Below are 21160 nucleotides of genomic sequence, written 5' to 3' on the forward strand. Positions count from 1 at the left end.
CTTGCTGCCGTGTGCGCGTGCGCGACTCACGGTGTGCCCCCTTGCCAAGGATCGTCGTGGTGGCGGCGACCTGCCGCTCGTTCCACCCATGACGCTAGGGGCCTGAACAGGCACGACCCATCCGGCCAACTGGTGACTTCCAGGTGGGTGTTCTCCCCCTCAGGGGTGGGGAGAACCCCACCACCGCGACAAGGATGCCCCTTACAGCGATCGTCGCCGGCCGGCCGGGGGACGGGTTGTCGCCGCAGGTCAGCGGCGTGGTGCGGGGGGCTGCAGGCCGAACGCCGCGGTGTTCAGGGAACGCCTCATGGCCAGCGCGAGCGGCCGCTCGGCGTACCGGTGCACCAGGTAGGACAGCGCCACCAGCGCGGCCACCGAGACCGCGACCAGCAGCATCGGGTCCATCCGGCCGCCGTAGTAGTGCGCGAAGGTCATCCCGGTGACGTCGTGCAGCAGGTACAGCGGGAAGGTCAGGGTGCCCGCGGTCGTCAGCAGCCGCCAGCGGATCCACCGGGTCCAGCCCAGCGCGATCGCCGCGACCAGCCCGAAGAAGACGGTGACCGCCAGGATCAGCCAGCCCCGCCACGGCGACCAGGTGTCCCAGTTGTTGCTGCCGCCGACCGGCGTCAGCAGGAAGTGCAGCGCCAGCAGCCACGACATCGCGACGATGCCCCACAGCAGCGGCGTCGACCGGTAGCGGTACATCAGGTAGAAGGCCATGCCGGCGATGAAGTACGGCGCCGAGGTGGGGTTGGCGATGAGCGTCAGCAGCGGGATCCCCGCGCCGGGCGCGATGACCGCGGCGACCGTCCACAGGCCGCAGAACACCACCACCCGCCGGTAGCTCAGGCCCCGCCACACCACCAACGAGAAGGTCAGGTAGAAGCACAGCTCCGGCCAGAGCGTCCAGTACACCGGGTCGAGGTTGTCCACCCCCAGCGGCCGCTGCATCATCGTGAGGTTCGCGAACAGCATCCGCGGGTTGGGATGCCCGAACGGGCTGTCGGTGAGGTAGATCACCGCCGCGGACACCGCGATCGCCACCCAGTACATCGGGTAGAGCCGCGTCACCCGGGAGATGAAGAACTCCCGCGGCGTGCGGCCCCAGGCGCTCATGCAGATCACGAAGCCGCTGATCAGGAAGAACAGGTCGACGCCCAACCGCCCGAAGGCGAAGTACTGGTGGGCCCGCGGGAACGTCTCCTGGTACGGCCGGCCCCAGATGTCGATCATCGACCACCTGGTCTGGCCCATGAAGTGGAACAGCACCACCGACATCGCCGCGGCGAACCGCAGCCCGTCCAGGGCGGGGAGGCGGTCCCTGCGCGGCGCCGGCCGCGGTGCCGGCGTTCTGCCGGCCGGTGCGGCGTCCTGCGCCTGCCTCCCGCCGGGTCGGACTATCGCCTCGAACTCCTGGATTCGGCTCATATACCTGCTGTCTCCGGTGTCGTCCCTCGGTTCAGGGGCTCCCGGAAGCCGCGGTCCGCAGACCGCCGAACGGGCAGGTCACGCCGCCCTCAGGCCACGCTCAACCCGCTGACCGGCAGACGCGCCTCGTCGAACCGGCGCAGCAGCAGCTCCGCCAGCTCCGGTGCCGCCCCGAGGACCGGAGCCAGCACGTCCGCCCCGGCTTCCCGGGCGCCGCGCGCGATGCGGTCCGGCAGGAAGCCGGGTGCGATCACATACGGCGCGACCGCGACCGACCTTACGCCCTCCTCCCGCAGACCCCGCACCGCGTCCTCCGTACGGGGCAACGACGCCGAGGCGTACGCGGGGCGCACGGCGCGCCAGCCGGCGCGTTGCCAGCGCCGCGCGACCCCCTCGATCACCCGGCGCGCCTCGGGGTCGGTGGAACCGGCGCAGGCCAGCACCACGCCGGTCGAGGCGCGGTCGGCGTCGTCCAGGCCGGCCTCGTGCAGGCGCCGCTCCAGGGCGGCGGTCAGCAGCGGCGAGGGGCCGAGCACGTCCGCGGTCCTGATCCGCAACGCGGGCAACCCCGCGGTCGCTTCGCGCAGTACGGCGGGAATGTCGGTCTTCGCATGGAATGCCCGGGTCAGCAGCAGCGGCAGGGCCACCGCCTCCCGGACCCCGTCGGCGGCGAGCCGCCGCACCACCTGCGGCACCGCGGGCGCGTTGAAGTCCAGGAACGCCGTCTCCACCCGCAGTCCCGGCCGCGCCGCCGCCACCCGCCGGGTCAGCGCGTGCACGGTCGCCGCGTGCCGGGGGTCGCGCGAGCCGTGCGCGACGACCAGCAGCGGCGGCGCGGCGCGGTGCGCGGCGGCGGGCGGGGGCGGGAAGGCGGGGCGCACGGTCACTGGCTCCTGGCGGTCAGGCCGCGGCTGCGCAGCACCCAGCGCTCCAGCGGGCTGAAGACGATCTGGTCGATGGCGATGCCGACGAACAGGATGAGCAGGATGCCCAGCACGACCCCGGCCATGTCCGAGCCCTCGCGCATGTTCTCCAGGTAGCGGCCGAGGCCCACGCCCAGGTCGGGCGAGGAGGCGATCAGCTCGGCCGCCATCAACGACCGCCAGGAGAAAGCCCAGCCCTGCTTCAGGCCGGCGACGTAGCCGGGCAGCGCGGCCGGCAGCAGCACGTACCAGGCGCCGCGCACGCCCGTCGCGCCGATCGTGCGGCCGGCCCGCAGGTACAGCGGCGGCACCTGGTCGATGCCGGAGACCAGGCCGTTGGCGATCGACGGCACCGCGCCCAGCAGGATCACCGCGTACATCGCCGAGTCGTTGATGCCCAGCCAGATCACCGCGGCCGGCACCCAGGCCACCGACGGCAGCGACTGCAGACCGGACAGGATCGGGCCGATGGCCGCACGGACGAACCGCACCCGGGCCACCACCAGACCCAGCGGGGTGCCGATGGCCAGCGCCGCGAGGAAGCCCAGCAGGCCCCGCTCCACGCTGGTCCAGATGATGGTGAACAGGTCGCCGGCCCGCCAGCGGTCGGCGAGCGCCTGCCCCACGTCCTTGGGGCTCGGCAGCTTCGTGGGGTCGGCGACCTTGCCCCAGGACGCGAGCTGCCACACCACCAGCACCAGCACGACCGCGGTGAGCGGCGGCAGCACCTTCTGCACCAGCAGCCGCCCCAGCGGGGAGCGTTCGACGGTGACCGTCTCCAGCGCGTCGAGCCCGGCCTCCAGGCCGGACAGGTCGCCCGAGCCGCCCTGCGCGGGCACGCCGGACTTCGCGAGCGGCGCCGCGCCCGCACCGGGCCGCGCGCCGTCCCCGGGCGCGGCGTCCTGCGGGGCGGGGCTGCCCGTCCCGGTGTCAGTGCTGGCCATGGCGGCGGATCTCCCCACGCAGTTCTTCGGTGATCTCGACGGACAGGTCCGCGACGGCGGCATCCTCGATACGGCGCGGCTGCGGGATGTCGATCCGCCACTCGCGGTTGATCCGGCCGGGGCGGGAGGACAGCAGGACCACCCGCTCGGCCAGCCGCACCGCCTCGCGGACGTTGTGCGTGACGAACAGCACCGACAGGTCGGTCTCCGACCAGATCCGGGTCAGCTCGTCGTGCAGCACGTCCCGGGTGATCGCGTCCAGGGCCGCGAACGGCTCGTCCATCAGCAGCAGTTGGCTGTCCTGGGCCAGCGCGCGGGCCAGCGCCACGCGCTGCCGCATGCCGCCGGACAGCTCGTGCACCCGCTTGCCGTGGGCCCCGCCGAGCCGGACCAGGTCCAGCAGCCGCTCGGCCTCGGGGCGGCGCTCCTCGCGGGGCACCCCGCGCAGCCGCAGGGCCAGTTCGATGTTCCTGCCCGCGGTCAGCCACGGGAACAGGGCGTGCTCCTGGAACATCAGGGCGGGCCGCCCGCCGGGAGTGGTGATGCTCCCGGCGGACGGCTCGTCGAGCCCCGCGACCAGGTTGAGCAGCGTCGACTTGCCGCAGCCCGACGCGCCCAGGAGGCAGACGAACTCGCCCGGCCGCACGTCGAGGGCGATGTCGTCCAGCACGAGCTGCTGGGCGCCGGGACGGCCGAACGCCTTCGACACATGGTCGATCCGCGCCGCGTACGCGGCGGTCTCCGTGCTCGGAGCGGCGGCACTGGTGAGAGTGTCGGCCATCGGTGTCACCTCCTGGGTCTGTCTGTCGGGTGCTGGCGTCTGAGAGCACTTGCGCGGCGGTACGGCGGTGCGTCCCGCCGTACCGTGGTTACTCGGTGCCGAGCCCGGCGGCGGACACGGTGGGCTTGCCCTGCTCCTTGAGGACCTTGTCGAGCAGCGTCAGGTCGTAGATGCCGTCCAGCTTCGGGGCCTTGAGCAGGCCGGCCGCCACCGCGTGCTGCGCCTCCTGGTCGGCCGTCGCCGCCAGCGGGTCGTCCAGCACCTGGATCGACTGCCACGCCGGGTCGAGGACGTCGGCCGGCAGCGCCTTCTGCGTCAGCCGCTTCAGCTCGTCGTTGGCGTCCGCCTTCGCCTGCGCGGAGTTGGCCTGGATCCACGCGTTGGTCTTCACCGAGCCGCGCAGCACCGCCTCGACGACGTCCGGGTGCGCCTTGAGGAACTTCTGCGACACGATCACGTTGGTGATCACGAACTTCTTGTCCGGCCACAGGGTGCTCTCGTCCAGCAGCACCTTCGCACCCTCGGCCACCAGCTTCGACGCGGTGGGCTCCGGCACCCAGGCGCCGTCGATGGAGCCGCTCTTGTAGGCGTCGGGGGTGACCTTGTTGTCGGTGCGGACGACCTGCACGTCGCCCTTGCCGCTCTGCGCGTCGACCTTCCAGCCCTGCGACTTGATCCAGTTGAGCAGCGCCACGTCCTGGGTGTTGCCCAGCTGCGGGGTGGCGATCTTCTTGCCCTTGACGTCCGCCAGGGACTTGATCTTGTCCGGGTTGACCACCAGCTTCACGCCGCCGGACGCCGACCCGGAGATGATCCGCAGGTTCGTGCCGCCTGACTTGGTGTAGCCGTTGATCGCCGGGGAGGGGCCGATCCAGCCGATGTCGATCGAACCGGCGTTGAGCGCCTCGATCTCGGCCGGCCCGGCGTTGAAGGTGTACTCCTTCACCTTCGTCGCGCCCAGTTCCTTCTGGAACAGGCCCTCCTTGAGGCCCACCAGCGCGGTGGCGTGCGTCAGGTTGGGGAAGTAGCCGATCTTGACCTGGTCGGCGGAGAGCTTCTTGGCGCCGCTGCTCGCCGCGGGGGCGGCGGCCGGGTCGTCCTTCGGCTTGTCGGAGCCGTAGCCGCAGGCGGCCAGCGCGCCGACGAGGATCGGCAGGGTGGCGGCCGCGGCGATCAGTCTGCGGCGGGTGGTGGAGCGGAACGCGGAACGTGGCTGGGCAGACACGGAGGTGTCCTCTCGTCAGGCCCGGCGTGTCGCGCGGTCGAGTCGGGGCTCGGCGGCGCGGCCGGAAGGTCGTCAGGTCTTCGGAAGGGGCGCAGCGCGGGGCGCGCTGCGGCTCGGTACGCACGTACGGCGGCCGGGGTGCACCGGGGGTGCACCGCGGCGCGGGGCGTCAGCGCACACATCGCGCGACGCCGCCCGTGCCCGAGCCGAGCGTGCCGCTGCCGACGCGCCCGCCCTCCTTCGCGAATCCTGAGAAAGCCTCCTGGGCCGGTGGGGACACCGTCAGAAATCCCATCCCTCGTCATCGGTCGCCGCGGCGGCCGCCGCGGCACCGTCGGCCGCAAACGCCTCGCCGGCCATGCCGGCCGTCAGCGTCGTGCCGTCCGCCGGGTCGATCAGCAGGAACGACCCGGTCAGCCGCGACACGGCGTAGGCGTCCACCGGCAGCGGCTCGGCGGTGCGGAGCACCACCGCGCCGATGTCGTTGACCGCCAGCTCCTGCGGAGCGTTCTCGTGCGCCAGGCCGTGCGACAGGTCGATCCGGTACGGCAACTCCTTCACCAGCGCCTTGACGGTGCGGGTGGCGTGCTTGAGCAGCACCCGCTCGCCGATCCGCAGCGGCCGCTCGTGCAGGTGGCACACGGTCGCCCGGATGTCCTGGGTGACCTCGGGCGCGAACGCGGTCGGCGCGATCAGGTCGCCGCGCGAGACGTCCAGGTCGTCGGCGAGCAGCACCGTCACCGACTGCGGCGCCCACGCGGTGTCGACGCTGCTGCCGAGCGCGTCGATGCCCGCGATCGTGGTGGTGCGGCCGGACGGCAGCACGGTCACCGGGTCGCCGACCCGCAGCATGCCGGACGCGATCTGCCCGGCGTAGCCGCGGTAGTCGGGGTGCTCGGCGGTCTGCGGGCGGATCACGTACTGCACCGGGAACCGCGGCGGGCAGCCGGTCAGGTCGTGGCTGACCGGCACCGTCTCCAGGTGCTCCAGCACCGTCGGGCCGCCGTACCAGTCCATGTGCGCGGACGGTTCCACCACGTTGTCCCCGGCCAGCGCGGAGATCGGGATCGCGGTGATGTCCGGGACGCCCAGCGAGGCCGCGTAGGCGGTGAACTCCTCGGCGATCGCGGCGAAGACCGGCTCCGCGTAGTCGACCAGGTCCATCTTGTTCACCGCGAGCACCACGTGCGGCACCCGCAGCAGGGCGGCGACGGCGGCGTGCCGGCGGGTCTGCTCGACCACGCCGTTGCGGGCGTCGACCAGCACCACGGCCAGCTCGGCGGTGGAGGCGCCGGTGACCATGTTGCGGGTGTACTGCACATGGCCGGGCGTGTCGGCGAGGATGAACCGGCGCCGGGCGGTGGCGAAGTAGCGGTACGCCACGTCGATGGTGATGCCCTGCTCGCGCTCGGCGCGCAGGCCGTCGGTGAGCAGCGCCAGGTCGGGCGCCTCCTGGCCGCGGCTCAGCGACGCGCGCTCGACCGCCTCCAGCTGGTCGGTGAGGACCGACTTGGAGTCGTGGAGCAGCCGGCCGACCAGGGTGGACTTGCCGTCGTCGACCGAACCGGCGGTCGCGAACCGCAGCAGCGTGGTCGCCGACAGGGCCTCGGCGGTGATCGGGCTGGTGGAGCTGGTCATGGCTAGAAGTACCCCTCGCGCTTGCGGTCTTCCATCGCGGCCTCGGAGAGCTTGTCGTCGGCCCGGGTGGCGCCGCGCTCGGTCAGCCGGGAGGCGGCGATCTCCGCGATCACCGCGTCGAGCGTGGTGGCGTCGGAGTCCACCGCGCCGGTGCACGACATGTCGCCGACCGTGCGGTAGCGCACCAGCCGGGTCTCCACCGACTCGCCGTCCTTCGGCCCGCCCCACTCGCCGGCGGTCAGCCACATGCCCGACCGCTTGAACACCTCGCGCTCGTGCGCGAAGTAGATCTCCGGCAGGGCGATGTGCTCGCGGGCGATGTACTGCCACACGTCCAGCTCGGTCCAGTTGGACAGCGGGAAGACCCGCACGTGCTCACCGGGCGCGTGCCGGCCGTTGTACAGCGACCACAGCTCGGGGCGCTGGCGGCGCGGGTCCCACTGGGAGAACTCGTCGCGGAGGCTGAACACCCGCTCCTTGGCGCGGGCCTTCTCCTCGTCGCGGCGGCCGCCGCCGAACACCGCGTCGAACCGCAGCTCGCGGATCGCGTCGGTCAGCGGCACCGTCTGCAGCGGGTTGCGGGTGCCGTCCGCCCGCTCGCGCAGCCGGCCGTCGTCGATGTAGTCCTGCACGTTCGCCACGTGCAGCCGCAGGGAGTGCTCGGCGACCGTGCGGTCGCGGAACTCCAGCACCTCCGGGAAGTTGTGGCCGGTGTCCACGTGCAGCAGCGAGAACGGCACCGCGGCCGGCGCGAACGCCTTCAGCGCCAGGTGCAGCATGACGATGGAGTCCTTGCCGCCGGAGAACAGCACCACCGGCCGCTCGAACTCGCCCGCCACCTCGCGGAAGATGTGCACCGCCTCGGACTCCAGCGCGTCGAGGTGGGACAGCGCGTACGGGCTGTCCGTCGCCTCACCGTGCGCAACGGTCGTCGTCATGTGACCAGACCCCTCTCGGCGAGCAGTGCCAGGACGGCGGCTGCGGATTCCTGGACGGTGCGGTCCTGCGTCCCGAGCCGCAGGTCGGGGTCCTCGGGGACCTCGTACGGGTCGTCCACGCCGGTCAGGCCGGTGAGTTCGCCCGCGGCCTGCTTGGCGTACAGGCCCTTGACGTCACGGACCGAGCAGACGTCGACCGGGGTGGCCACGTGGACCTCCACGTAGCCGGTTCCCTGCGCCTGGTGGCGCTTGCGGACCGCCTCGCGGCTGTCGGCGTACGGCGCGATGACCGGCACCAGCACCAGCACGCCGTGGGAGGCGAGCAGTTCGGCGACGAAGCCGATCCGCTGCACGTTGGTGTGCCGGTCCTCGCGGCTGAACCCCAGGCCCGCGGACAGGAACGTGCGGATCTCGTCGCCGTCCAGCACCTCGACCCTGCGGCCCCGGGCGCCCAGCTGCTCCGCCAGCGCGTACGCGATGGTCGTCTTGCCGGCGCTCGGCAGTCCGGTCAGCCAGACCGTGGCCCCGGTGCTCATCGCGCTCTCCTGAACGGTCGTCTCCGATGTCGTCACTGGTGTATCCCGCACTCGGTCTTGCCGAGGCCCGCCCAGCGGCCGGAGCGCGCGTCCTCGCCCTCCAGCACCCGGCGGGTGCACGGCGCGCAGCCGATCGAGGCGTACCCGTCCATCAGCAGCGGGTTGGTGAGCACCCCGTGCTCGGCCACGTAGGACTCGACGTCCTCCTGCGTCCAGCGGGCGATCGGCGCGATCTTGACCTTCTGCCGCCGGGCGTCCCAGGAGGCCACCGGGGTGTTCGCGCGGGTCGGGGACTCGTCGCGGCGCAGCCCGGTCGCCCAGGCGTCGTAGCCGCGCAGGCCCTCCTCCAGCGGCGCCACCTTGCGCAGCGCGCAGCACCGGTCGGGGTCGCGGTCGTGCAGCCGCGGACCGTACTCGGCGTCCTGCTCGGCGACGGTCTGCCGCGGGGTGAGCGTGATGACGTTGACGTCCATCACGGCCGCGACCGCGTCCCGGGTGCCGATGGTCTCCGGGAAGTGGTAGCCGGTGTCGAGGAAGACGACGTCGACCCCGGGCAGCGCGCGCGACGCCAGGTGCGCCACCACCGCGTCCTCCATCGAGGAGGTGACGCAGAAGCGGCGGCCGAAGGTGTCCGCGGCCCAGCGCAGCACGTCGAGCGCCGATGCCTCCTCCAGGTCGCGGCCGGCCTGGACGGCCAGCCGCTCGAGTTCTTCCGCGGTGTGCTGAGCGGTGGTCACGAAGCGCCTCCATGCGGGGAGTGCGGTGCGTTGTGCTGCGAGACGGCCTGGAACCCCTCGGCGAGCAGGCCGAGGAACTTCACCTGGAAGGCGCGGTTGCAGGCCCGGCACTCCCAGGCGCCGTGGCCCTCCTCCGACGGGCGCAGGTCCTCGTCGCCGCAGTAGGGGCAGTAGAAGGGCGCGGCACGCTCGCTCATGACAGCGCCTCCCTGTTCGCTTCTCCGCCCGCGCGGCGCAGAGGTGCGCCTTCCGTCGCCGTCTGCGGGCCGGTGGCCCCGCGTGCGTCGCTCACGAGAGGGCCTCCTCGGAGGCGCGGGCCGCCCACTGGGCGAAGCGTTCGCCGTCGGTGCGCTGCTCCTTGAAGCGGGTCAGCACCCGCTCGACGTAGTCGGGCAGTTCGGCGGCGGTGACCTTCAGGCCGCGGACCTTGCGGCCGAAGCCGGGGTCGAGGCCGAGGCCGCCGCCGAGGTGCACCTGGTAGCCCTCGACCTGCCGGCCGTCCGCGTCGGTGACCAGCTGGCCCTTCAGGCCGATGTCCGCGGTCTGGATGCGGGCGCAGGAGTTGGGGCAGCCGTTGATGTTGATGCCGATCGGCTGGTCGAACTCCGGGAGCCGGCGCTCCAGTTCGTCGATCAGCGTGGAGGCGCGCTCCTTGGTCTCGACGATCGCCAGCTTGCAGAACTCGATGCCGGTGCAGGCCAGCGTCCCGCGGCGGAAGGACGACGGCCGCACCCGCAGGTCCATCGCCTCCAGCGCGGCGGTCAGCGACTCGACCCGGTCCTCGGTGACGTCCAGGACCAGCATCTTCTGGTCGGTGGTGGTGCGCAGCCGGTCCGAGCCGTGCTCGGCGGCCACCTCGGCGATCTTGGTCAGCGTGGCGCCGTCCACCCGGCCGACGCGGGGGGCGAAGCCCACGTAGTAGCGGCCGTCCTTCTGCCGGTGCACGCCGATGTGGTCGCGCCAGACCTGCTTGGGCAGTTCCGGCGCGGGGCCGTTGAGCAGCGGCCGCTCGAGGTACTCGTCCTCCAGCACCTGGCGGAACTTCTCGGCGCCCCAGTCGGCCATCAGGAACTTCAGCCGGGCACGGGAGCGCAGCCGCCGGTAGCCGTAGTCGCGGAAGATGCCGACGACGCCCGCCCACACCTCGGGCACCTCGGCCAGCGGCACCCAGGCGTTCAGCCGCTCGCCCAGCCGCGGGTTGGTGGACAGGCCGCCGCCGACCCACAGGTCGAACCCCGGTCCGTGCTCGGGGTGTTCGACGCCGACGAACGCCAGGTCGTTGATCTCGTGCACGACGTCCAGCAGCGGCGAACCGGAGATCGCGGTCTTGAACTTGCGCGGCAGGTTGGAGAACTCCTTGCTGCCGATGTACCGGGCCGAGATCTCCTCGATCGCCCAGGTGCCGTCGATGATCTCGTCCTCGGCGATGCCCGCGACGGGGGAGCCGATGATGACGCGCGGCACGTCGCCGCACGCCTCGGTGGTGGACAGGCCCACCGCCTCCAGCCGGCGCCAGATCTCCGGCACGTCCTCGATCCGGATCCAGTGCAGCTGGATGTTCTGCCGGTCGGTGATGTCGGCGGTGCCGCGGGCGAACTCCTGCGAGATCTCGCCGATCACGCGCAGCTGGGCGACGGTGAGCCGGCCGCCGTCGACGCGCACCCGCATCATGAAGTAGCGGTCGTCCAGCTCCTCCGGCTCCAGCACCGCGGTGCGGCCGCCGTCGATTCCCGGCCGCCGCTGCGTGTACAGACCCCACCAGCGCATGCGTCCGCGCAGGTCGGCGCCGTCGATCGAGTCGAAACCCTGATGGGCGTAGATCGTCTCAATACGTGTCCGCACGTTGAGACCGTCGTCGTCCTTCTTCGTCTGCTCGTTGCCGTTGAGCGGAGTGAAGTGGCCCTTGGCCCACTGGCCCTCGCCGCGGTGGCGCCCGGACTTGCGGCGGGCGGCCGCCGGGGCGCTCCGGGCAGGGGTCTGGGGGTGGTCGGGGCTGGCAGCCATGGCGATGCGTCCTTCTGGCAGGCTCGAATGCGGTCGGAACAGCGCGAGAGGGACCCTGCAGCCTGGGAGAACGCCGGGTGGTGGGGCTCAGCCGGGCAGCGGGGAACCGCACGCATCCACGACGACGGGGAGGGCGGGAGATGGTGCCGAGTACGGTCAGCCCGCCGGACAGATCGCGCTGGACACGCGGCAGAAGTCGACGTGCGGCCGACCTACCAAGGCGATTCCAGTGCGCGACATGACGAAAGCGTGGCATGCGGGTCTTCTGGCAGTCCACCGTTATCCGTCATGTGGACTCGATCATCTCATTCAGTGAGACTGTGTGGTGTGCGTCACGCGGAACCCGCGGCGCTGGTAATTCCCCAGCGCGTGGGGGCCGTCCAGCGAGCAGGTGTGCAGCCACACCCGCCGCGTCTCCGGCCGCCCCGGCCAGCGGCCGGCCAGGTCCCAGGCGCGGGCGGTGCCGAACGACAGCAGGTGCCCGCCGATGCCCCGGCCGCGGAAGGCCGGCAGCAGCCCGAAGTAGACGATCTCCACGGCGCCTTCGTCCTGGGCGTCCAGCTCGATGTAGCCCGCGGGCGTGCCGCGCTCGTACGCCACCCACAACTCGGCCCCGGGCCGCTCCAGATGGGCCTGCCATTGCCCGACCGGCCACGGCAGCCGGTCGATCCACGACACGTCGCCGCCGACCGCCGCGTACAGGAAGCGGCCCAGATCCCCCGAGGGCACCTCGGCCCGTGCGACCCCCACGCCGGGAACCGCCGGCGCGGCCGCCGGGCGCAGCTCGTCCCGGGCGGTCTGCTCCAGATACCAGGTGGTCACGGGGGTGCTCATGCCGCACACCCTACGACGCGGCGAACACCTGCCCGAACCCGCACCGGCAACCGACCCGTGCCCGGCCCTGGCAGCCGGCCCGAACCCGTGCCGCCGCCGGAGCCCGGCTCAGCGGCGGGCCGCCAGCACCACCGGGGCGACCGAGTGCGGCAGCAGGTCCAGCGGCTCGGCCGGACGCACCAGGTGGACGTCCACGCCGTCCGCGAACCGGTAGGGGCGGTGGGCCAGCACCCCGGCCAGATTGCGCCGCAGCCGCGACAGCTCCGCCCGGATCGTCACCGTCCGGCTCGGATCGCCGAACAGGTCCGCGGCCAGCTCCGCCGCGGTCCTGCCGTCCCGGTGCAGCGCCAGCACGAACAGCAGCTCCGCATGGCGCGGGCTCAGCGACTGCGTCCAGTTGCCGGCCGCGCCCGACACCGTCACCGAGGGCGACCGCGGCAGGCTCAGGTCCAGCACCACCCGGCCCGCGCCCGGCGTCCGCTCCCGCCCGTCGACCCGGATCAGCCAGCCGCCGGGCAGCGGCTCCGCCGTGCACGTCCCCAGCGACGGCAGCCACAGCGTGCCGGCCCGCATCGACACGGGCAGCGCCACCCGGTCCGGCGGCGCCATCCCGGTCACCGCCGCGGTCCAGCCGTTGCGGTCCACCGCCAGCGCCTGCCCGCCGATCCTGGCCAGGATCGGCGCGGCCATCGCCCGCAGCCCCGCGACCGCCGACCAGTGCCGGGCCCGCAACTCGCCCTCCGCGACCCGGGCCACCGCCGCGACCAGCGACAGGGTCGCCGGATGCACGGTGGCCGCCGGCCCGCTGACGTCCACCACCCCGATCAGCCGCCCGTCCCGCGGATCGTGCAGCGGGGACGCGGCACACGTCCAGCCGTGGTGGGTACGGACGAAGTGCTCGGCGGAGTGCACCTGCAGCGGGGTGCCGGTGATCAGCGCCGTGCCGATCGCGTTGGTGCCGACCACCTCCTCCGACCAGGACGCGCCCTCGGCGAAGCCCAGCCGGTCGGCGCTCCTGCGCACCGCGAGGCTGCCGTCGCGCCACAGCAGCCGCCCGTCGGCGTCGGTGACGACCATGATGTGCCAGGCCGCGTCCGCGACCGAGACCAGTCCCTCGCGCAGCACCGGCAGGATCTCGCCGAGCGGCGATGAACGGCGCCGGTACTCCAGCTCGTCCGTGCCCAGCAGGCCGTTGTGGCCGCCGTTGTCCGGGTCCACGCCGTGGTGCAGGACCCGCGACCACGACGCGCCGATCACCGCGCGCGGCTCCTCCGGCGGCACCTTCCCGGCGAGCGTGGCCTCCCGCACCGACGCGAGGAGATGGGGCGAGGTCCGGACGTCGAGGCCGTCCAGCCTGCCGAGACCGCCCGGTAGATGTGCTGCCACGTCGCCCCCACCCTGGATGCTTCCTACGCCCCGGTCCGCGTGCAACGGGATGCAACGGTTGCGAGCCTACGCGACCAGCAACGAAAGTGACGCCGCGTCACCGTACTCGGGGTGCCAGGCGCCCAGGTCGGGTACGGTCGGCCCACGGAACAGAGGGTGGTGCCGAGTCGGCGCGGCACCACCCTCTGCTGATTTTTTTGCCGGCATCTCGCCGCCGGGCCCCCCTTTTTGCCGGTATCTCGCCTCCGGGCCCTTTGGGCCCGGTGTCTGCCGGTCGATCGTGCTCGGCCCCCTCGTTCCTCGGGGGCCTGCGCGCGTTCTTCCTTCAGACACCGGCGGGCCCTTTGGCTCGATCCCTACGGCCTAGTCCGGGGTTGCCCGGGGGTGCGGGCTGTGCCGTTGCCGGATGGGCCTGCTTCCTCTGGGCTGAGCCCCTTGGGGTTATGGGGTGGTGGGGGCGGCGCGGGTGGTGAGGGTTCGGAGGTCGAGGGTGGCGGGGAGGGTGCCGAAGGTGGTGCCCCAGTCGGCGCCCAGGCGGGAGGCGGCGAAGGCGTCGGCGACCGGCGCGGGGGCGAACCGGACGAGCAGCGAGCCCTGGAGGACGAGCGCCATCCGTTCGACGATGCGGCGGGCGCGGGCCTCGATGCCCTCCAGGTCGCCGAGTTCGCCGAGCAGGTCCTTGACCGCTGCGTCCAGGCGGTGGTCGGCGCCGCGGGCCCGCCCGATCTCGATGAGGAACGCGTTCAGCGCCTGCGGCTCGCGCTGCAGCACCCGCAGCACGTCGAGGGCCTGGACGTTGCCCGAGCCCTCCCAGATCGAGTTCAGCGGCGACTCGCGGAACAGCCGCGGCATGCCCGATTCCTCGACGTAGCCGTTGCCGCCCAGGCACTCCAGCGCCTCGGCCGCGACCGCCGGGCAGCGCTTGGTCACCCAGTACTTCGTGACGGGCACGGCGAGGCGGCGGAACGCCCGCTCCTGCTCGGTGTCCGCGTCGTACGCGGCGGCCAGCCGCAGCGCGGTGGTGGTGGCCGCCTCGGACTCCAGCGCCAGGTCCGCCAGGACGTTGCGCATCAGCGGCTTGTCGATCAGCGGGCCGCCGAACGCCCGGCGGTACGTGGCGTGGTGCACGGCCTGCGCCACCGCCTGCCGCATCAGGGCGGCGGAGCCCAGCGCGCAGTCCAGCCGGGTGGCCGCGACCATCTCGATGATGGTCGGCACGCCGCGGCCCACCTCGCCGACCCGGCGGGCCCACGTGCCGTCGAACTCCACCTCGGCCGAGGCGTTGGAGCGGTTGCCCAGCTTGTCCTTCAGCCGCTGGATCGCGAACACGTTCCGCGTGCCGTCGGCGAGGACGCGCGGCACCAGGAAGCAGGTCAGGGCGTCCCGGCCGCCGTCGTCCACCTGCGCCAGGACGAGGAACGCGTCCGACATCGGCGCGGAGCAGAACCACTTGTGGCCGGTCAGGAGGTAGGTGCCCTCCTCGGCGAGCGGCTCGGCCCTGGTGGTGTTGCTGCGGACGTCGGAGCCGCCCTGCTTCTCGGTCATGCCCATCCCGAACAGCGCGCCGGGCTTGCGGCCCGGCGCGACAAGGCGCGGGTCGTAGACCCGGGAGCCCAGCCGCTGCTCCCACTCCGCGGCCAGCTCCGGATCGGTGCGCAGCGCGGGCACCGCGGCATGGGTCATCGACAGCGGGCAGCCGTGGCCCGCCTCGACCTGCGTCCACACCAGGAATCCGGCGGCCCGCCGCAGGTGCCCGTCGGGCCGCGACCAGGCGCCGGTCAGCCCGGCGGTGACCGCATGGCCGAGCAGCCGGTGCCAGGAGGGAGGGAACTCCACCTCGTCGATCCGGTTGCCGTAGCGGTCGTGGGTGCGCAGCACCGGCCCTCGGGCGTTGGCGTCCTCGCCCCACTTCTGTGCCTGGGCCGAGCCGGCCGCCGTCCCGAGCTCGCGCAGTTCGGCGTCGATCACCGCCAGCCGCGCGGGGTCCGCGTGCCGGGCCACGGCCTCGGTGAGCACCCGGTCCGTGGCGTAGACGTCATGCCCCACCAGCGGCGGAGCCTGGTTCGTGACGGTGTGAGTGGGGGGTGTCATGGCAGCTAACGTAAGGGGGTGCAAGCAGCAGAAGAAAGAAGCCACAGACGTCCGGGTCGCTGGCGTCGCGCGCGGGCGCTGTACCGCAACGTCTCCAAGCGCAAGGTGGCCTGGCTGCTGCTGAAGGACACGATCGACTCCTGCATGGAGTACCGCGTCACCGGGCTGGCCGCGGAGGCGGCCTTCTTCGTGCTGCTGTCGCTGCCGCCGCTGCTGCTCGGCCTCGTCGGGGCGCTCGGCTATGTCGACACCCTGATCGGGCTGGACACGATCGACCACATCCGCGACAACATCCTGCGGGCGTCGGCCACGGTGCTGTCCGACAAGGGCGTCAAGGAGCTGGTCAAACCGCTGGTCGACGACGTCTTCCACGGCCGCCGCCCGGACCTGATCTCGCTCGGCTTCGTCATCGCGCTGTGGTCCGGGTCCCGCGCGGTGAACGTCTTCGTGGACACGATCACGATCATGTACGGCCTGGAGGGCCGGCGCGGCATCGTCCGCACCCGGCTGATGTCGCTCGCGCTGTACGTCGTCGCGCTGGTGCTGGGCGCCGCGGTGCTGCCGCTGGTGGTGGTCGGGCCGAACGCGGTGACCGACGTGCTGCCCGGCGGGGCCGGCATCGTGCACGTCCTGTACTGGCCGTTCGTGCTGCTGGCGTCGGTCGCCTTCCTCACCACGCTCTACCACGTCTCGGTGCCGGTGCGGGCGCCCTGGCACGAGGACGTGCCCGGCGCGCTGGTCGCGCTGCTGATGTGGGTGATCGGCAGCTTCGTGCTCCGCATATACCTCACGCACACCGTGGAGGGGCCGACGATCTACGGCTCGCTGGCGGCGCCGGTGGCGGTGCTGCTGTGGATCGGGGTGTCGGCGTTCGCGGTGCTGGTGGGCGCCGCGGTCAACGCGGCCGTGGACCGGGTCTGGCCGTCGCTGGCCACGGCGGCGGCCCGCGAGGAGAACGCCCGCTGGCGGGAGGCCGCGGCGGCCGACGTCGTCGCCCGCGCCGCGGCCCGGCGCGCCCGCCAGGCCGCGGGCGAGGAGGAGCAGCCGCCCGCGGAGTACCCCGAGCGCTGGGCGGACTTCCTGCCGCACGGCGACGTCCGCGCCCGGCTCCGCCCCCGCCGGCCCGACGCCGCCTCCGACCTCGGCGACGTCCCGCCCATGCCGTCAGGACCGCCGCCCATCCCACCGCAGCAGCCGCCGTGGCCGCCCGGCGACCACCCGCACGCGGGGCCCCCGCCCGGCTACCACCCGCACGACGAGCCGGCGCCGGGCTACCACCCGCGCGACCCGGGCCGCCCGGGACCGCACTAGACCGCGACGCGTGGGCGTGCGGGCGCGCCCGGAGCTTGGCCCGGGGGCGCGGCGTGGCGGACCATGGGCGGGTGGGCGAGTACCGGGAGCGGGACGGGCGCGCGGCCGGGCTGACGGTGTGGGAGCGCACCGACGGCGGCGGGCGCTACCGCGTGCTGCCCGACGGCTGCATGGACCTGGTCTGGCACGACGGCTCGCTGCTGATCGCCGGTCCCGACACCGTCGCCCATGTCTCGCAGGACCGGCCGGGAAGCCACTACGCGGGACTGCGGTTCGCCCCCGGTGTGGGCCCCGCCGTGCTGGGCGCCCCTGCCGGCGAGGTGCGCGATCTGCGCGTCCCGCTCGACGTGTTGTGGCCGGCCGCGCAGGCCAGGGAACTGGCCGAGCGGGCCGCCGGCGACCCGGCCGCCGTGCTGGAGGCGTGGGCGGTCGCCCGGCTGCGCGCGGCCGGCCCGGCGGACCCGCTGACGGGCGCGGTGGCGGCGGCGCTGGCAGCGGGCAGCACGGTGGCCGCCGCGGCGGCCGGTGCCGGTCTGGGGGAGCGGCAGTTGCGCCGCCGCTGCGAGGCCGCGTTCGGCTACGGGCCCAAGACCCTGGCCAGGGTGCTGCGGCTGCAGCGCGCCCTGGCGCTGGCCCGCGGCGGCACGCCTTTCGCCGAGGTGGCGGTGGAGGCCGGCTTCGCCGACCAGCCCCATCTGGCCCGGGAGGTGCGGGCGCTGGCCGGAGTGCCGCTCGGCGACCTGCTGCGGCCGGTGGATCAGGACGCGGCGGCGGCCGCGAAGAGGTCCACCGCGTTGCCGTCCGGGTCGTCGACCACGGCGTAGCGCTGGCCCCAGAACGCGTCCCACGGCTTGTGCCTGCCGCTGTACCCGGCGTCCGTCAGCTCCGCGAACAGGGCGTCCACGCCCTGCGGGGAGCCGCAGTCGAAGGCGAGGGAGATGCGCGAGCCGGTCGCCGGGGTCCAGCCGGGGTCGAAGGACCGGATCGTCTCGACGGTGTCCCAGGCCATGCGCAGCCCCCCGGGCAGGGCCAGTTCGGTGTGCGGTTCCGCGTCCGCGCCGGGCGGCAGGTCCAGGCCCAGACGGCGGTAGAAGGCCAGGGAGGCCGCCATGTCGGCGACGACCAGTCCGATCAGGTCGATGCGGGGTGTGATCCGTGTGCTCATGCCGTCCACGCTAGGCGGGCCGGACGGCCGTCGTCTTGAACGAATCGGCCGTCCTGCCCACCTGGTGGCCCGGACGGTCAGCCCGGCAGGGTCCAGCTCTGGTTCGCCGCGCCCGTGCAGCTCCAGATCTGCAGCCGGGTGCCGTTGGCGGAGCTCTGGCCGGTGGCGTCGAGGCACTTGCCGGACTGCGGGTTGACCAGCGAGTCGCCGGCGCCCGGCTGCCAGACCTGCGAGCCGGTGCCGTTGCAGTCGTAGAGCTGCACGGTCGTGCCGTTGGCGGTGCCGGCGGACGTGACGTCCATGCACTTGCCGAGCGCCTGGAGTGTGCCTCCCCCGGAATCGGCCGTCCAGCTCTGCGCACCCGTGCCGTTGCAGTCGTACAGCTGGACCGCGGCGCCGTTGGCGCTGCTCGCGCCCGCGACGTCCACGCACTTGCCGCCGGGACCGACGATAGGGCCGGTCCTCGTGGCGGGCGGCGGGGTGGTGGAGCCGCTCGGGACGACGTCGGGGTTGTCGGCGTTGGTCAGCGTCTCCCACGCCACGAACAGGTCGTTGCTGCCGGCCGGCCGGCGCGACTCGGTGAGCGTCTGGGTGTTGGTCATCGCGATGCCCAGCCGGTTGTGCAGGGCGTTGAAGCCGACCTCGGTGACCGGGCCGAGGCCCAGGTTCAGGGACCCGCCGCACAGCCACGACGGGACCGCCGCGCCCAGCTCGTACTTCGACTGGAAGCCCAGCGCCTGCCGCAGCCGCTCGCCGACCTGCGGGTACAGGTCCTGGCCCTGGATGAGGGCGGTCTCGGCGACGTCGGAGATGGAGGCGATCCCGTACCCGGTGTGGGTGAAGTCCCGGCAGGTCTCCTGGGTGAGCCCGTCCACGAACGTGGACTGGCCCTGCCAGTAACTGATGATCTGCGCCGAGGTGTTCAGCCCGCTGCCCGGCACGGTCTTGGGCAGCGCGCCGTCCGAGGACAGGTAGACGTACGCCGCCACGCGGTTGAGGTAGCGGGTGATCGCCTTGTCGTAGTCCGTCGCGTCGTTGAGGAAGACGGAGATGCCGACCGCGGCCTCCATCATCGTCAGCTCCCAGTTGCCGTTGCTGTTGGAGCCGTTGATGATCTCGGGCAGGTACACGGTGCGGAGCATCGTGGAGAACGTGGCGATGTCCGCGGCGGACCAGCCGGTGTAGGTGTACCGGATGATCTCGGCGGCGCGCGGCCACACCGACCCCGCCCAGCCGGTCTGCAGCGGCGCGTTGCTGTTGGTGTGGCCGGTGATCGTGCTCGCCCAGGCGTTCATCAGCTGGATGGACTTGTTCGCGTAGGCGCTGTTGCCGCTGATGTACCAGGCCAGCGCGTCGGTGTACGCGGCGATCGCGTCCTGCCGCTCGTCCGTGCAGCCGTAGTTGGGATTGGAGTACGGGCCGCACTCGACGGTGGCCCGCGGCGCGGGCGTGCGGGACAGCGAGGCGTAACTGCTCGCCATCATCTGGTTGTAGGCGCTCTTCCACGGCTCGGCGTTCGCCTGGACCTTGGCCTTGACGAAGTCGAGCTGGGGCCGGCTGACGAGGACGCCGGGGTGCTGGAAGACGGCCGGTGCGGCGGCGACGGCCGGGGCGGCACCCGGGGCGGCGGCCCGCACGGCGGCGGGCGCGGCGGCCGGAGTGGTGGCCATGGCCGAGGTGCCGGTCAGGGTCGCGGCGACCGCGGCGACGACGGCGGCAGCCGCGGTCAGGACGGCACCGGCGCGAAACCGGTTACTTCGACGGGTGGGGGTGTGCTGCGGAGGAATGGGCGCATGGGGGGCTCCTGGGGCAGCGGGTCGCGGGCAACTGCGTGCCGGGTGAAGCAGGTTGGTTCGGACCATAAGTCATTGACATGAACACCGTCTAGACCCTTGAATGCGGCCCGCAGGTGCACGTCCGATCCGTCGCGCACGAGGAAGGGTCCCCCACATGTACCAACCTCGCTCCAGAATCCGCCGGTCGCAGGCGCTGCTGCGGCTGTTCGCGCTGCTCGCCGTGGTGTTCGGCCTGCAGACCGCACCCGCCCACAGCGCTGAACCGGCGTTCCGGGTAATCGCTTTCTATGACGGCACCTACGACGCCGCGCACATCAGCTTCGTCCACGAGGCCAACGCCTGGTTCCCGCAGGCCGCCGCCCAGTACGGCTTCTCGTACACCGCGACCAACGACTGGAACCAGCTCAACACCGCGAATCTGGCCGGCTACCAGGTGGTGCTGTTCCTCGACGACTATCCGCACACCGCGGCCCAGCAGCAGGCGTTCCAGAGCTACATGGACAACGGCGGCGGCTGGATGGGCTTCCACGTCTCGGCGTTCACCACCGACACCGGCGACTGGCCCTGGTACCACAACACCTTCCTGGGCACGGGCACCTTCCAGACCAACTCCTGGGGCCCGACCTCGGAGACGCTGCGGATCGAGGACCCGAACCACCCGGCCACCGCGGGCCTGCCGGCCACCATCACCTCGTCGGTCAGCGAGTGGTACAGCTGGCAGAACGACCTGCGGCAGAATCCGGCCATCGACATCCTGGCCTCGATGGACCCCTCGACCTTCCCGGTCGGCACCGACCCCAACCAGACCTGGTACAGCGGCTATTACCCGATCGTGTGGTCCAACAGGAACTACCGCATGATCTACGCCAACTTCGGCCACAACGCCATGGACTACGCCACCAACACCACCCTGTCCTCCACCTTCGCCAGCGCCCAGCAGAACCAGCTGCTCATCCAGGGGCTGCGCTGGCTCGGCGGCCAGTCAGGACCGATCACCCCGCCCGCCACGAAGACCGGCCCGATCCACGGGTACGGAGGCACGTGCGTGGACGTCGCCGGCGCGAGCAGCGCCAACGGCACGGCCGTGCAGCTCTACGACTGCAACGGCACGAGCGCGCAGAACTGGACGGCCGGCACCGGCGGCACGCTGCAGGCGCTCGGCAAGTGCATGGACGTGACGGCCGCGGGCACCGCGAACGGCACGACCGTGCAGCTGTACGACTGCAACGGCACCGGCTCGCAGGTCTGGCAGCCGGGCGCCGGCGACTCGCTGGTCAACCCGCAGTCCGGCAAGTGCCTGGACGCCACCGGGCCCAGCTCGGCCAACGGCACCCGGCTGCAGATCTGGAGTTGCACGGGCGCGGCGAACCAGAGCTGGACACTTCCGAGTTGATCGCCTCGGCCGGTCCCCGCTCCGGCGGGA

The 21160-nt window shown here is 72.7% G+C and carries 20 protein-coding genes and 1 pseudogene; 3 read left to right on the plus strand and 18 right to left on the minus strand.

Annotated features, from left to right (window positions below; genetic code table 11):
• Positions 1-249 precede the first annotated feature (249 nt).
• From ACH4TG_RS32870 to ACH4TG_RS32940, 15 genes are all read right to left on the minus strand, one after another.
• Positions 250-1428 (minus strand): acyltransferase family protein, encoded by a 1179-nt coding sequence (locus tag ACH4TG_RS32870; RefSeq protein ID WP_398246284.1) that lies wholly within the window; start codon positions 1426-1428, stop codon positions 250-252.
• 89 nt (positions 1429-1517) lie between these two features.
• A complete protein-coding gene (locus tag ACH4TG_RS32875; RefSeq protein WP_398246285.1) occupies positions 1518-2315 on the minus strand; it encodes a sirohydrochlorin chelatase in 798 nt (265 codons plus the stop codon).
• A complete protein-coding gene (locus ACH4TG_RS32880) occupies positions 2312-3295 on the minus strand; it encodes an ABC transporter permease (RefSeq protein WP_398246286.1) in 984 nt (327 codons plus the stop codon). Before ACH4TG_RS32880 ends, ACH4TG_RS32875 begins: the two co-directional genes overlap by 4 nt.
• Positions 3282-4085 (minus strand): ABC transporter ATP-binding protein, encoded by an 804-nt coding sequence (locus ACH4TG_RS32885; protein ID WP_398246287.1) that lies wholly within the window; start codon positions 4083-4085, stop codon positions 3282-3284. Before ACH4TG_RS32885 ends, ACH4TG_RS32880 begins: the two co-directional genes overlap by 14 nt.
• A gap of 79 nt (positions 4086-4164) precedes the next feature.
• Positions 4165-5301 carry an aliphatic sulfonate ABC transporter substrate-binding protein gene (locus ACH4TG_RS32890; RefSeq protein ID WP_398246288.1) on the minus strand — a complete coding sequence of 379 codons (1137 nt, stop codon included), beginning with the start codon at positions 5299-5301 and terminating at the stop codon, positions 4165-4167.
• A 282-nt stretch (positions 5302-5583) separates the two neighbouring features.
• Positions 5584-6939, minus strand: coding sequence for a sulfate adenylyltransferase subunit 1 (locus ACH4TG_RS32895; RefSeq protein WP_398246289.1), 1356 nt, complete (start codon positions 6937-6939; stop codon positions 5584-5586).
• A gap of 2 nt (positions 6940-6941) precedes the next feature.
• Positions 6942-7877 carry a sulfate adenylyltransferase subunit CysD gene (gene cysD, locus ACH4TG_RS32900; protein WP_398246290.1) on the minus strand — a complete coding sequence of 312 codons (936 nt, stop codon included), beginning with the start codon at positions 7875-7877 and terminating at the stop codon, positions 6942-6944.
• Complete coding sequence (cysC, locus tag ACH4TG_RS32905) at positions 7874-8413, minus strand: adenylyl-sulfate kinase (RefSeq protein WP_398246291.1); 540 nt, start codon at positions 8411-8413, stop codon at positions 7874-7876. Before cysC ends, cysD begins: the two co-directional genes overlap by 4 nt.
• 32 nt (positions 8414-8445) lie before the next feature.
• Positions 8446-9150: a phosphoadenylyl-sulfate reductase gene (locus ACH4TG_RS32910; RefSeq protein WP_398246292.1), complete on the minus strand. Its 705-nt coding sequence runs from the start codon at positions 9148-9150 to the stop codon at positions 8446-8448.
• A complete protein-coding gene (locus tag ACH4TG_RS32915; RefSeq protein WP_398246293.1) occupies positions 9147-9347 on the minus strand; it encodes a hypothetical protein in 201 nt (66 codons plus the stop codon). Before ACH4TG_RS32915 ends, ACH4TG_RS32910 begins: the two co-directional genes overlap by 4 nt.
• Before the next feature lie 91 nt (positions 9348-9438).
• A complete protein-coding gene (locus ACH4TG_RS32920) occupies positions 9439-11154 on the minus strand; it encodes a nitrite/sulfite reductase (protein ID WP_398246294.1) in 1716 nt (571 codons plus the stop codon).
• A 156-nt stretch (positions 11155-11310) separates the two neighbouring features.
• On the minus strand, positions 11311-11394 hold the full coding sequence (locus ACH4TG_RS32925; RefSeq protein WP_322899662.1) for a putative leader peptide: 84 nt from the start codon (positions 11392-11394) through the stop codon (positions 11311-11313).
• A gap of 69 nt (positions 11395-11463) precedes the next feature.
• The gene (locus tag ACH4TG_RS32930; protein WP_398246295.1) at positions 11464-11988 is read right to left on the minus strand and encodes a GNAT family N-acetyltransferase; all 525 of its coding nucleotides are present in this window, start codon (positions 11986-11988) and stop codon (positions 11464-11466) included.
• A 108-nt stretch (positions 11989-12096) separates the two neighbouring features.
• Entirely contained in the window at positions 12097-13374 is a 1278-nt protein-coding gene (locus ACH4TG_RS32935; protein ID WP_398246296.1) for a GAF domain-containing protein, read from the minus strand.
• Positions 13375-13815: 441 nt separating this feature from the next.
• The gene (locus tag ACH4TG_RS32940; protein ID WP_398246297.1) at positions 13816-15465 is read right to left on the minus strand and encodes an acyl-CoA dehydrogenase family protein; all 1650 of its coding nucleotides are present in this window, start codon (positions 15463-15465) and stop codon (positions 13816-13818) included.
• Between the two features lie 18 nt (positions 15466-15483).
• On the opposite strand from ACH4TG_RS32940, the gene ACH4TG_RS32945 reads away from it, so the two are divergent.
• A complete protein-coding gene (locus ACH4TG_RS32945; RefSeq protein ID WP_398246298.1) occupies positions 15484-16776 on the plus strand; it encodes a YihY/virulence factor BrkB family protein in 1293 nt (430 codons plus the stop codon).
• Between the two features lie 71 nt (positions 16777-16847).
• Positions 16848-17600 carry a helix-turn-helix domain-containing protein gene (locus tag ACH4TG_RS32950; RefSeq protein ID WP_398246299.1) on the plus strand — a complete coding sequence of 251 codons (753 nt, stop codon included), beginning with the start codon at positions 16848-16850 and terminating at the stop codon, positions 17598-17600.
• Here ACH4TG_RS32950 and ACH4TG_RS32955 read toward each other — a convergent pair.
• The 3 genes and pseudogenes from ACH4TG_RS32955 to ACH4TG_RS32965 form a co-directional block, all read right to left on the minus strand.
• On the minus strand, positions 17534-17941 hold the full coding sequence (locus ACH4TG_RS32955; RefSeq protein WP_398246300.1) for a VOC family protein: 408 nt from the start codon (positions 17939-17941) through the stop codon (positions 17534-17536). The two genes, ACH4TG_RS32950 and ACH4TG_RS32955, sit on opposite strands and share 67 nt — an antisense overlap.
• Before the next feature lie 77 nt (positions 17942-18018).
• The gene (locus ACH4TG_RS32960) at positions 18019-18468 is read right to left on the minus strand and encodes an RICIN domain-containing protein (RefSeq protein WP_398246397.1); all 450 of its coding nucleotides are present in this window, start codon (positions 18466-18468) and stop codon (positions 18019-18021) included.
• Positions 18448-19611: pseudogene (locus ACH4TG_RS32965) on the minus strand (alginate lyase family protein); the annotation flags it as partial. The gene ACH4TG_RS32960 and the pseudogene ACH4TG_RS32965, both read right to left, overlap by 21 nt.
• 280 nt (positions 19612-19891) lie before the next feature.
• Between ACH4TG_RS32965 and ACH4TG_RS32970 the strand changes: the two are divergent.
• Complete coding sequence (locus ACH4TG_RS32970; RefSeq protein ID WP_398246301.1) at positions 19892-21130, plus strand: ThuA domain-containing protein; 1239 nt, start codon at positions 19892-19894, stop codon at positions 21128-21130.
• Positions 21131-21160: the final 30 nt, after the last annotated feature.

Source organism: Streptomyces sp. NPDC020917 (assembly GCF_044333795.1).
Classification (GTDB): domain Bacteria; phylum Actinomycetota; class Actinomycetes; order Streptomycetales; family Streptomycetaceae; genus Actinacidiphila.